The 13,103-nt window shown below is 41.0% G+C and carries 10 protein-coding genes and 1 tRNA gene; all 11 read right to left on the reverse strand.

The window, feature by feature from the left end; translation table 11 throughout:
- Positions 1–181: hypothetical protein (locus J7R10_RS07095; protein ID WP_208436404.1), on the reverse strand; the 181-nt coding region annotated here is incomplete at its 3' end.
- 272 nt (positions 182–453) lie between these two features.
- Positions 454–4,665, reverse strand: coding sequence for a DNA-directed RNA polymerase subunit beta' (rpoC, locus tag J7R10_RS07100; protein ID WP_010705091.1), 4,212 nt, complete (start codon positions 4,663–4,665; stop codon positions 454–456).
- A 178-nt stretch (positions 4,666–4,843) separates the two neighbouring features.
- Complete coding sequence (gene rpoB, locus J7R10_RS07105; protein ID WP_208436405.1) at positions 4,844–8,992, reverse strand: DNA-directed RNA polymerase subunit beta; 4,149 nt, start codon at positions 8,990–8,992, stop codon at positions 4,844–4,846.
- 283 nt (positions 8,993–9,275) lie between these two features.
- Positions 9,276–9,647, reverse strand: a complete 372-nt coding sequence (gene rplL, locus J7R10_RS07110) for a 50S ribosomal protein L7/L12 (protein ID WP_004864933.1) — start codon at positions 9,645–9,647, stop codon at positions 9,276–9,278.
- Positions 9,648–9,746: 99 nt separating this feature from the next.
- Positions 9,747–10,265, reverse strand: a complete 519-nt coding sequence (gene rplJ / locus J7R10_RS07115) for a 50S ribosomal protein L10 (protein ID WP_010705089.1) — start codon at positions 10,263–10,265, stop codon at positions 9,747–9,749.
- Between the two features lie 370 nt (positions 10,266–10,635).
- Entirely contained in the window at positions 10,636–11,334 is a 699-nt protein-coding gene (gene rplA / locus J7R10_RS07120; protein ID WP_010705088.1) for a 50S ribosomal protein L1, read from the reverse strand.
- A gap of 4 nt (positions 11,335–11,338) precedes the next feature.
- Positions 11,339–11,767 carry a 50S ribosomal protein L11 gene (gene rplK, locus J7R10_RS07125; RefSeq protein ID WP_010705087.1) on the reverse strand — a complete coding sequence of 143 codons (429 nt, stop codon included), beginning with the start codon at positions 11,765–11,767 and terminating at the stop codon, positions 11,339–11,341.
- A 149-nt stretch (positions 11,768–11,916) separates the two neighbouring features.
- Positions 11,917–12,447 carry a transcription termination/antitermination protein NusG gene (nusG, locus tag J7R10_RS07130; protein ID WP_010705086.1) on the reverse strand — a complete coding sequence of 177 codons (531 nt, stop codon included), beginning with the start codon at positions 12,445–12,447 and terminating at the stop codon, positions 11,917–11,919.
- 20 nt (positions 12,448–12,467) lie between these two features.
- Positions 12,468–12,680, reverse strand: a complete 213-nt coding sequence (secE, locus tag J7R10_RS07135; RefSeq protein WP_010705085.1) for a preprotein translocase subunit SecE — start codon at positions 12,678–12,680, stop codon at positions 12,468–12,470.
- A gap of 208 nt (positions 12,681–12,888) precedes the next feature.
- Positions 12,889–12,964 (reverse strand) — tRNA-Trp (locus J7R10_RS07140).
- Positions 12,965–13,017: 53 nt separating this feature from the next.
- The coding region (locus J7R10_RS07145; protein ID WP_483416251.1) for an EF-Tu C-terminal domain-related protein at positions 13,018–13,103 on the reverse strand (86 nt) is incomplete at its 5' end.

Raw genomic sequence — 13,103 nt, forward strand, 5'->3', positions numbered from 1 at the left:
AGCTGATATGGCGAAATTTGCCATTGGCTATATCTAAAGCTTTATTGCGGCTTCCATCAACATTATAGGCATAACAATTATCAGTGCCTGCCTTACAGCCTAGATAGGTATTTTTATAAGCTGTTGCAGCTAAAATGGAAACCTCCCAAAAAGCTAGGGATAAGGACAAAAAAAACGTCATAGAATCAATAACCACAGAATCCATTACATCAGATATAAATATTTTATTGTTTGTACCAATTGAATAATATTTATACATCTTATCCTCTGCCTTCCTGAATTCCTTACATAAGGAAATACAATAAGCTACCAAGAATACTTCAAACCATAATCACTTTACAGCTTTTGCAGTCATATTTGTCAGGAAATGTGCAACTTCTATATTGTGAAATATAAAAACGCCCAAATTCTTTATTTGGGCGCTCTCAGATCATTTGTTAACATACATGTAAATTATTCAGCAACCGCTTCAGTTGTCATATTTGTCAACATAGCTTTAGCCATCTCACTGTTGTTAGATTTACGTTGCTCATCTACGATCAAATCATCCCGAACTGCAGCAATACGGCGGATTTGAGCAATCGTACCACCTGTACCCGCAGGAATAAGACGACCAACAATAACGTTTTCCTTAAGACCTTGCAAAGTATCAATTTTACCAGAAACTGCTGCCTCAGTAAGCACCCTTGTTGTTTCCTGAAATGATGCTGCTGAAATAAATGATGGTGTTTGAAGAGATGCTTTTGTAATCCCAAGTAGGATGGGAGTACCAGATGCAGGTCTCTTCCCTTCTGCAATTAAATTATCATTGATTTCATCAAGTTCAATACGATCAATATTGTCACCTGGAATATAGCCAGAATCTCCAGATTCAGTAATCTCAACTTTTTGCAACATCTGACGAACAATCACTTCAATATGCTTGTCATTAATTAAAACACCTTGCAAACGATAAACTTCTTGAATTTCATTAACAAGATAAGATGCCAACGCTTCAACACCCTTAATCGCCAAGATATCATGAGGAGCCGGATTTCCATCAAGGATATAATCTCCTTTTTCAATTTGATCGCCTTCTTGGAAATGAAATAATTTACCCTTTGGAATTAAATACTCTACTGGTTCAAGAGTCTCATCATTTGGTTCAATGATAATACGGCGCTTATTTTTATAACCACGACCAAACCGAATTGTACCACTAACCTCAGCAATAATAGCGTGATCCTTTGGACGCCGTGCTTCAAAAAGCTCAGCCACACGTGGTAGACCACCTGTAATATCTTTTGTCTTAGCACTCTCCATTGGCAAGCGAGCAATAACGTCACCGGCCTTAACATGAGAACCAGGCTCAACAGAAAGAATGGTTTCCACTGACATCATATAACGGGCTTCACCTCCCTTATATAATTTGGCAATGGTTTCACCTTTTTTATCTGCATGGATAATAACAGCTGGCTTCAAATCAGCACCACGCGGGTTAGCACGCCAATCAATTACCAAACGCTTCGTAATACCTGTAGATTCATCAGCTGTTTCAGTAACTGATAAACCATCAATCATATCTTCAAAACCTACATAGCCCTCAACTTCAGTTAAGACAGGACGTGTATAAGGATCCCACTCTGCTATACGTTGACCACATTTAACCACATCACCATCATCAACAAAGATATGTGCACCATAGCTAACACGATGCACCACACGCTCTTTACCGGACTCATCCTTGATAAGGATAGCCATATTACGCCCCATAACCACCAAATGACCTTCAGAATTGCGGACCACATTGCGATTACGAATCTCCACTGTACCTTCATAAGAGGCTTCTAAATGAGATGAATCAACAACCTGCGCTGTTCCCCCTAAGTGGAACGTACGCATAGTAAGCTGAGTTCCTGGTTCACCAATGGACTGAGCTGCAATAACACCAACTGCCTCTCCCTGATTAACTGGTGTCCCACGCGCCAAATCACGACCATAGCATTTGGCGCAAACACCAAGGCGGGTTTCACATGTCAAAGCAGAGCGGATTTGAACAGATTGAATTCCAGCTTCTTCGATCTTAGCAATATCAGCTTCCTCAATCATCTCACCACCTTCAAGGATAACCTCTCCAGAGACTGGATGTAAAATATCAACAAGTGCTGTGCGACCAAGAATTCTTTGCCCAAGAGATGCAACAATTTGTCCTGCATCAACAATCGGCTGCATAGTAAGCCCTTTTGCAGTACCACAATCAACTGCTGAAATAATAGCATCCTGCGCAACATCAACAAGACGTCGTGTGAGATAACCAGAGTTAGCTGTTTTTAACGCAGTATCAGCAAGGCCCTTACGTGCACCGTGAGTCGAGTTAAAATATTCGTTAACGGTTAGACCTTCCTTAAAATTTGAAATGATTGGTGTTTCAATAATTTCACCCGATGGCTTTGCCATTAACCCGCGCATACCAGCTAATTGTTTCATCTGGTTAGCAGAACCACGCGCACCAGAATGTGACATCATATAAATCGAATTCATTGGCCGCTGACGACCTGTTTTAGGATCAAATTCAACAGCCTGAATACGTTTCATCATTTCATCTGCAACACGGTCCGTACATTTACCCCAAGCATCTACAACTTTGTTATATTTTTCACCTTGCGTAATCAGACCATCATTATATTGCTGCTCATACTCTTTTGCCAAAGCTTCTGTTTCTGCAACCAAACGCGACTTACTATCAGGGATAACCATATCATCCTTGCCGAACGAAATTCCTGCACGACAAGCATAAGAAAAACCAAGTTGCATAATACGATCACAGAAAATAACTGTCTCTTTTTGCCCACAATGCCGATAAACTTGATCAATCATTTTAGAAATATTCTTTTTAGTCATTTCTTGGTTGACAATATCAAACGAGATATTCGGATTTTTCGGCAAAAGCTCCCCAATAATCAAACGGCCAGGTGTTGTCTCATAAAGTTGAGTAACTTTCTTCCCATCTTTTCCTATATTGTTAACGCGGCCTTTGATCTTTGTATGGAGAGTTATAACCTTATTTTCCAAGGCATGGTGGAGTTCACCTATATCGGAAAAAGCCATTCCCTCACCTGGTTCTTTTTCAGAAACAATTGAAAGATAGTAAAGACCAAGAACCATATCCTGTGATGGAACAATAATCGGTGCACCATTGGCTGGATGAAGAATATTATTGGTCGACATCATCAAAACACGCGCTTCAAGCTGCGCTTCAAGAGAAAGCGGAACATGAACTGCCATTTGATCGCCATCAAAATCCGCATTAAAAGCAGTACATACCAATGGATGAAGTTGTATAGCTTTTCCTTCTATTAAGATAGGTTCAAATGCCTGAATCCCCAAACGGTGCAATGTCGGCGCACGATTCAGCAAAACAGGATGTTCACGGATAACCTCATCCAAGATATCCCAAACTTCTGGATGCTCTTTTTCAACAAGTTTCTTTGCTTGTTTTACAGTTGATGAATAGCCCTTTGCATCAAGACGCGCATAAATAAATGGCTTAAATAATTCGAGAGCCATTTTTTTGGGAAGACCACATTGATGCAATTTTAATTCAGGACCAGTCACGATAACAGAACGTCCCGAATAATCAACACGCTTTCCAAGTAGGTTTTGACGGAAACGCCCTTGCTTACCCTTTAGCATATCTGAAAGAGACTTAAGCGGACGCTTATTCGCTCCAGTAATCACACGCCCACGTCGACCATTATCGAACAATGCATCAACAGCTTCTTGCACCATACGTTTCTCATTGCGCACAATAATCCCAGGAGCACGCAATTCAATCAATCGTTTCAAGCGGTTATTACGATTTATGACACGTCTATAAAGATCATTCAGATCTGATGTTGCAAAACGCCCACCATCAAGTGGAACCAATGGACGTAAATCAGGTGGAATGACTGGAATCGTCTTCATAATCATCCATTCTGGTTTATTACCAGATTCAAGGAAATTCTCAACGATCTTAAGCCTTTTAATCAGCTTTTTCTGCTTTAATTCCGAAGTCGTCTCAGACAATTCGACACGCAAATCATTCGCGACTTTTTCTAATTCCATACCGGCTAGAAGCTCATAAATAGCCTCAGCGCCAATCATGGCTGTAAACTGATCTTCCCCGAACTCATCAATAGCAAGCATATACTCTTCTTCAGAAAGAAGCTGATGGAGCTTGAGAGATGTCAATCCTGGTTCTGTTACAATATAATTCTCAAAATAAAGAACCCGCTCAATATCTTTCAAAGTTAGATCTAAAAGTGTAGAAATACGACCTGGTAAAGACTTAAGAAACCAAATATGTGCAACAGGTGCCGCAAGCTCAATATGCCCCATGCGCTCACGCCGTACGCGCGAAAGCGTCACCTCTACACCACATTTTTCACAGATAATGCCCTTATATTTCATGCGTTTATATTTACCGCATAAACACTCATAGTCCTTAATAGGACCAAAGATACGTGCACAAAAAAGTCCATCGCGCTCTGGCTTAAAAGTCCTATAATTAATAGTCTCAGGCTTCTTGATCTCACCGTACGACCAAGACAAAATCTTCTCAGGGCTCGCAATGGAAATACGAATAGAGTCAAATGTCTGCGCTGGCGCCTGAGGATTGAAAAGATTCATGACCTCGTGGTTCATGCCGTTCTCCTTCAAAGATTCTTAGAACCTATTGTAATATCTCACTAATTTTATCACAGATTGTATTTAAAACCCATTTCTACTTTTAAAACTATCTGTGTCACCTTAATAAAAGTTTTTTTATGAGTCTTTACTCAAAACAATCAAAGCGCACCCTTCCCAGTACGCTTCTTGATTATTATTCTGCTGTATCAGACAATGCTCGCTGTGCAATAAGCTCGCGTGCATCATCAAGTTCTACATTAAGAGCTAATGAACGCATCTCTTTTACCAACACATTAAAACTTTCGGGTATACCTGCCTCAAATGTATCATCACCACGCACAATCGCCTCATAGACTTTCGTTCGACCAGCCACATCATCTGATTTTACAGTCAACATCTCTTGCAAAGTGTAAGCAGCCCCATAAGCTTCAAGTGCCCAGACCTCCATTTCACCAAAACGCTGACCACCAAATTGTGCCTTACCACCTAATGGCTGCTGTGTAACGAGTGAATATGGTCCAATCGAACGTGCATGAATCTTATCATCAACAAGATGATGCAATTTCAACATATAAATATACCCAACTGTTACCGGACGATCAAAAGGCTCCCCAGTACGACCATCATAAAGCGTGACTTGTCCTGAACTATCTAGTCCTGCATCCTCCAGCATCATGTTGATATCAGCTTCATGCTCTCCATCAAAAACAGGTGTTGCGATCGAAACGCCTTTTCTCATCTGCTGCGCTAATTTGTAAAGGCTTTCGTTATCATACTGACGTATTGGCTCATTATGATCATTATCAGGCATGAGATTCTCAATACGCTGACGCAAAGGAAGGATATCTCCAGTCTCTTGATACAACTCTATCAAATCGCCAATCTTCTTGCCCATACCCGCACACGCCCAACCAAGATGTGTTTCAAGAATTTGTCCAACATTCATACGACTAGGCACGCCAAGCGGATTCAACACGATATCAGCATGGGTTCCATCCTCAAGAAATGGCATATCCTCTATGGGAAGAATACGCGATACAACACCCTTATTACCATGACGTCCCGCCATTTTGTCACCTGGTTGGATTTTGCGTTTTACAGCCACAAAAACCTTTACCATTTTCATGACACCAGGAGGCATTTCATCGCCTCTTTGAATCTTCTCAACTTTATCCATAAAGCGACGTTGTAATGCTTCTTTCGATTCATCATATTGTTTACGCAAAGCCTCAATTTCATTCTGAAGCTTTTCATCTTCAACAGCAAATTGCCACCATTGCGAACGCGGATAGTGTCCCATCACCGTATTGTCAAGCTTCTTACTGCCCGAAAAACCTTTTGGGCCTTCTACAGCAACTTTACCCGTCAACATATCAGTAAGACGCGCATAAACATTGCGATCAAGAATTGACTGTTCATCATCACGGTCTTTCGCTAAACGCTCAATTTCTTCGCGTTCAATGGCCATTGCACGTTCATCTTTTTCCACACCATGGCGGTTAAAAACACGAACTTCAACAACAGTTCCAAAAGTCCCAGGAGGCATTCGCATAGAAGTATCACGAACATCTGAAGCTTTTTCCCCAAAAATGGCACGCAGAAGCTTCTCTTCCGGCGTCATGGGACTTTCACCCTTTGGTGTAATTTTACCAACCAAAATATCACCCGGCTGAACTTCAGCACCAATATAAATAATACCAGCTTCATCAAGATTTCTTAACGCTTCTTCTGCAACGTTAGGAATATCGCGTGTAATTTCTTCCGGACCAAGCTTTGTATCACGTGCTGCAACTTCAAATTCCTCAATATGAATGGAAGTAAATACATCATCGGCAACAATGCGCTCGGATAACAAAATCGAATCTTCATAATTGTATCCATTCCACGGCATAAAGGCTACAAGAACATTTCGCCCAAGAGCTAAATCACCAAGATCTGTAGATGGACCATCTGCTATAATATCCCCCTTCTCTATTCGATCACCGACATGCACGAGAGGACGCTGATTAATACAGGTAGACTGATTGGAACGTTGAAATTTCTGCAAACGATAGATATCAACACCAGACTTTGAGGGATCTAAATCTTCTGTCGCACGGATAACAATACGGGTTGCATCAACCTGATCAACAATACCACCACGCTTTGCACTAACGGCTGCGCCTGAATCACGAGCAACAACGGATTCCATGCCCGTACCAACAAAGGGTGCTTCAGCACGTACAAGCGGAACCGCCTGACGCTGCATGTTGGATCCCATCAACGCACGATTCGCATCATCATTTTCCAAAAATGGAATAAGAGCTGCTGCTACAGAGACCAACTGCTTTGGTGAAACATCCATCAAATCCACATGATTCCGCGGTGCCATCAAAACTTCACCGGCATGGCGGCAAACAACGAATTCTTCTGTAAAACGCCCTTCAACATCTAATGACGAATTGGCTTGAGCAACATAATGCTTTGATTCTTCCATAGCAGATAGATAAATAACTTCTGTTGTTACTTTACCATCAATAATTTTGCGATATGGACTTTCAATAAAACCATATTTATTAACCCGCGCAAATGTTGCTAAGGAATTGATCAAACCAATATTAGGACCTTCCGGCGTTTCAATCGGACAAATACGACCATAATGCGTAGGATGTACGTCACGAACTTCAAAACCTGCACGTTCACGAGTCAAACCACCAGGTCCAAGAGCAGAAAGACGGCGCTTATGGGTAATTTCTGATAAAGGATTTGTTTGGTCCATAAACTGTGACAACTGCGAAGATCCAAAAAACTCACGAACTGCTGCTGCAGCAGGCTTGGCATTTATCAAATCCTGCGGCATAACTGTGTCAATTTCAACTGATGACATACGCTCTTTTATCGCACGCTCCATACGAAGTAAACCAATGCGATATTGATTTTCCATCAACTCCCCAACTGAGCGAACGCGTCGATTGCCAAGATTATCAATATCATCAATTTCACCACGACCATCACGCAATTCAACCAACATCTTAACAACAGCAAGAATATCTTCTTGACGCAAAATGCGAACCGTGTCTGGACAATCAAGGTCCATACGCAAATTCATCTTAACACGTCCTACCGCTGAAAGATCGTAACGCTCTGGATCAAAAAATAACGAATGGAACATAGCTTCCGCTGTATCCATTGTTGGAGGCTCACCTGGACGCATAACGCGATAAATATCAAACAATGCATCCTGCCGGCTTTCATTTTTATCCACTTTTAAAGTATTACGGATATAGGCTCCAATATTCATGTGATCAATATCAAGGACGTTAATTTGATCCGCATGAACATCAGACAAAATCTTCAATATTTTTTCATCAATTTCATCACCAGCTTCAAGATAAATCTCACCTGTCTGATAATTGACTATATCTTCTGCTAGATAACACCCCAATAAATCGTCTTCACTAACTTTAACCGCTTTGAGACCTTTCTCAGCTAAAGACTTTGCAGCACGAAGCGTTAGCTTTTTGCCAGATTCGGCAACAACTTCACCACTGTCTGCATTTACAAGATCAGAAACAAGCTTCATTCCTTTAAAACGATCAACAGAATAAGGAATACGCCATCCGTCCCCATCTCTCTCATAAGCGACTTTATTATAAAACGTTGACAAAATATCTGATGCATCCATACCTAATGCCATCAGAAGACTCGTAACGGGGATCTTACGCCGCCGATCAATACGTGCATAAATAATGTCCTTAGCATCAAACTCAATATCAAGCCAAGAACCACGATAAGGAATAACACGAGCAGCAAAAAGAAACTTTCCCGATGAATGAGACTTTCCTTTATCATGATCAAAAAAGACGCCAGGAGAACGATGCATCTGTGAAACAATAACACGTTCCGTACCATTAATGATGAAAGTACCATTTTTCGTCATTAAAGGCATATCGCCCATATAAACGCCTTGCTCTTTAATATCTTTAATATCTTTTGATCCGGTATCCTCATCAATATCGAAAACGATTAAACGTAATATCACCTTTAATGGTGCAGCATAAGTCAAATCACGCTGACGGCATTCTTCAACATCAAATTTTGGTAAATCAAATTCATAACCAACAAACTCGAGCATAGCTGTACCGGAAAAGTCCGAAATAGGAAATACCGATTTAAAAACAGCTTGCAAACCTTCATCTGGTCGTCCACCTTTCGGTTCCTCAACCATGAGAAACTGATCGTATGACGCTTTTTGAACCTCAATAAGATTCGGCATCTCTGCTACTTCAGGAATCTTACCAAAAAATTTGCGTACGCGCTTACGACCATTGAATTGAGACATCATCGCTAGGGTCTGAGCCATCGTCGCTCCTTGATCTTTAACTCTTCAAGGTAGACTGAACCTTGAAAGCTTTATGTCATTAACCTGCACATGCAGACCAGTTCACCTGATACTCGATAATGAGTATCACTATTTTCTCCCATAACACAAGCCAACCATACACTTGGCTCTACGATGAGGAAACGAGAAGTAAAACCCACATCCATGACAGCTATTTGACTGTTGGAAAAAGGATTTCATCGACTATCTCCCCTCTTTTAGAGAAAGGAAATCAGCGAACATAAATGCCCGCCGATTAAAAAAATTATTTAAGTTCAACTTTAGCACCAGCAGCTTCAAGCTGAGATTTAATTTTTTCTGCTTCATCTTTAGAAGCGCCTTCTTTAATAGGTTTAGGCGCTCCTTCAACCAGATCTTTAGCTTCTTTCAGACCAAGCCCAGTCAGTGCGCGAACTTCTTTAATAACATTAATTTTTTGCGCACCACCTTCAATAAGAATAACATCAAATTCTGTTTTTTCTTCTGCAGCTGGAGCAGCAGCACCAGCAACAGCAGCTACAGCTACAGGAGCAGCAGCTGAAACGCCCCATTTTTCTTCAAGCAATTTAGAAAGCTCAGCAGCTTCCAAAAGGGTTAGGTTAGAAAGGTCTTCTACGATCTTCGCTAGATCAGCCATTTTTAAATTCCTTCAATTAAAAGATTTAAACCATTATTTATTATTCAAAAAAACAGAAAAGCATAAAAACTTTCCCATAAACGTGAACATAAAACAGCCTTAAGCCGCCTTATTCTCCTGAGCATATGCTCCAATGACACGCGCAACCTGAACAGCAGGAGCGTTAACAACTTGTGCAATACGGGTCGCAGGGGTAAAAATCATACCTACGAGTTTTGCCCGCAACTCGTTTAATGAGGGTAATGAAGCCAATGACTTCACAGCATCTACACTCAAACTTGTTGCACCCATTGAACCACCAAGGATGACAAATTTGTCATTGTTTTTAGCAAAATCAACAGCAACTTTCGGTGCTGTAATTGGATCTTCTGAATAAGCAATAAGTGTTTGCCCAGTAAACAAATCCACTAGCGATTCAGATTCCGTGCCCTGAAGAGCGATTTTAGCAAGACGGTTTTTGGCGACTTTAACGGCACCGCCAGCTTCACCCATTTTTGAACGAAGATCGTTCATCTGTGAAACTGTCAGGCCAGAATAATGTGCAACAACAACAGAACCAGACTTCCGAAAAGCCTCGTTAAGCCATGTAACAAATTCGCGTTTTTCCGCTTTATTCACTGTTTCTCTCCATTTAACAGATTTATTGAAAACAAATCCGTTGGTTACCTTTGATAACATAAAATACTTCATGTCATCGATGAGGATCCTGTCCCCTTCTTCACGCACAGCGATCAAAGGCAACCTTGGTTCAAACCCTTTAAGTCTTTTTAACTCTCAGTTTTTACCCCAGTCTCATGCGGGTTTTTTTTCGATTAAGATACCTCAAACAGTATCACCCACAATCTCGGACAGGATATTCCGGAATTTCTTCCGGTATAACCCAAGCTCGATAAAGCTCAGATAGATAAATGCCAAAAAAGAATCGACACTCTAAACACAATCTTGATCTTTACATACCCAAAAATAAAATTACAAATCTGGTTTAGGCTTACTCTGAACGAACAGTTACAGGATCAACTTTAACTCCAATTCCCATAGTCGAAGAAACTGCAACCCGCTTAACATACTCACCTTTTGCGCCTTGTGGTTTAGCTTTAATAACAGCACTTGCAAAAGCTTTAATATTTTCTACTATCTTTTCAACATCAAAAGAAGCCTTGCCAATACCAGCATGTACAATACCAGCTTTTTCAACACGAAACTCAACAGCCCCACCCTTAGAAGCTTTGACAGCACTAGCAACATCAAGTGTCACAGTACCAACTTTCGGATTTGGCATTAAACTGCGTGGACCAAGAATCTTACCAAGACGACCAACCAGAGGCATCATATCTGGTGTTGCAATACAACGATCAAAATCAATCGTTCCACCATTAATGCTCTCGAATAAATCTTCAGCTCCGACAATATCAGCACCAGCAGCCTTTGCTTCCTCTGCCTTATCCCCACGTGCAAAAACAGCAACACGAATATTCCGCCCTGTTCCATTAGGCAAATGCGCAACGCCACGAACCATTTGATCAGCATGACGAGGATCAACACCTAAGTTCATCGAAATCTCAATTGTTTCATCAAATTTAGCAACTGCACGCTCTTTAACCATCGAAACTGCATCTTTTAAAGCGTAAAGTTCATTAAAATTAATATCTTTGCGGATATTTTTTATTCTCTTTGCTACTTTTGCCATAATCTTAGCCCACCACTTCCAAGCCCATAGAGCGCGCTGAACCTTCAACCATGCGCATCGCAGATTCAACGTCATTTGCATTAAGATCCTTCATCTTCGCTTCTGCAATTGAACGAATCTTATCACGAGAGATGCTTCCTGCAGACACTTTACCAGGTTCTTTTGAACCAGATTTCAAATTTGCCTCCTTCTTTAAAAAAAACGATACGGGAGGCGTCTTGAGAGAAAATGTGAAAGACTTATCTTGATAATAAGTGATCACTACTGGAATTGGTGCCCCCTTCTCCATTTCCTGCGTAGCAGCATTAAACGCTTTACAGAATTCCATGATGTTAATACCACGCTGCCCAAGAGCTGGACCAATCGGGGGAGATGGGGTAGCAGCTCCCGCAGGAACCTGCAACTTAAGCTGCCCTATACTTTTTTTTGCCATAATAATCTGCCTTCAATTTCATTGATATGCGAACAATTGATCTTGCCCGCCACCCTTCTGCAGTCAAGTGGTTCGGATCATCAAGCCGACAAAAGCCATAAATCACCTCCCACCAATTACTCAAAGTGGTTAAAACCACTCTAAGCTCATCAAAGTTTTTCAACCTGACCAAACTCCAAATCAACAGGCGTAGGACGCCCAAAAATCAAAACCTCTACCTTAAGGCGAGAACGCTCTTCTTCAACCTCTTGAACAATACCATTAAACGAAACAAAAGGACCATCAGCAACGCGAACTTGCTCTCCAACCTCAAACAATACAGAAGATTTTGGAGACTCTCCCCCTTCCTGAACTTGTTTCAGAATCTGTTCAACCTCCCGATCAGAAATGGGAATGGGACGCGCATCAGATCCTAAAAAACCTGTCACTTTAGGTGTATTCTTAATGAGATGATAAACTTCATCTGTCAATTCAGCACGAACAAAAACATAACCAGGAAAAAACTTCCGCTCAGCATCAACCTTACGTCCGCGACGAACTTCGACAACACGCTCTGTTGGAACAAAAATCTTTTCAAAGAGATGATCAAGCCCTTTTTGCTTTACCTCCTTTTCAATAGCTTCCGCTACCTTCTTTTCGAAATTTGAATATGCTTGAACAATATACCAACGAGCAGCCACAGTCACACTTCCTTGCACTCTCAACTAAAAAGATATTTTAGAAGATAAATACCTCGCCAAACACCAAAATGCATAGCCTGATCAACAATAAAAAAGAAAACTGAAGCAAATGCAGTCACAAACAGCACCATAACAGTAGAAATCATAGTCTCACGACGTGTAGGCCATTTCACCTTAACTGTTTCTGCATAGACTTGCTTTAAAAAGGTAATTGGATTGGTTTTAGATGCCATCAGTCACACTATATTCTTTCCAGTTTTATTGTGATTTATACAACAAAATAAACATGACAAAAGTGCAAAAAGCTCCCCTCAAGCCTCATGCAACTTCCTTATTCTCTATTCAATACCGATTCATACACAAAAAAACAAGCCCCATACAAAAAAAAGCGAAGAAGGCAGTTAAAATCCACCTCCTCACAGACAAAATCTCATTCCTCTTTGGCAGGGGCAGCAGGACTTGAACCCGCGACCTGCGGTTTTGGAGACCGCCGCTCTACCAACTGAGCTATACCCCTATTCTTAAAACTAAAACGCCTCTTACAACAAAGACGTTTTTCATAACCATTCCTTACTCAATGATCTTAGAAACGATACCAGCACCAACAGTACGACCACCCTCGCGAATAGCAAAACGAAGCTTTTCTTCCATGGCAA

This window comes from Bartonella vinsonii subsp. berkhoffii ATCC 51672 (assembly GCF_902825225.1).
Lineage (GTDB): Bacteria > Pseudomonadota > Alphaproteobacteria > Rhizobiales > Rhizobiaceae > Bartonella > Bartonella berkhoffii.

Bases quoted from the DNA above. Each gene is read 5' to 3' on its own strand.
- rplK (WP_010705087.1), bottom strand. From the start codon at position 11,767: ATGGCAAAAAAAAGTATAGGGCAGCTTAAGTTGCAGGTTCCTGCGGGA.
- rpoB (WP_208436405.1), bottom strand. From the start codon at position 8,992: ATGGCTCAGACCCTAGCGATGATGTCTCAATTCAATGGTCGTAAGCGC.
- rplA (WP_010705088.1), bottom strand. From the start codon at position 11,334: ATGGCAAAAGTAGCAAAGAGAATAAAAAATATCCGCAAAGATATTAAT.
- rpoC (WP_010705091.1), bottom strand. From the start codon at position 4,665: ATGAACCACGAGGTCATGAATCTTTTCAATCCTCAGGCGCCAGCGCAG.
- secE (WP_010705085.1), bottom strand. From the start codon at position 12,680: ATGGCATCTAAAACCAATCCAATTACCTTTTTAAAGCAAGTCTATGCA.
- rplL (WP_004864933.1), bottom strand. From the start codon at position 9,647: ATGGCTGATCTAGCGAAGATCGTAGAAGACCTTTCTAACCTAACCCTT.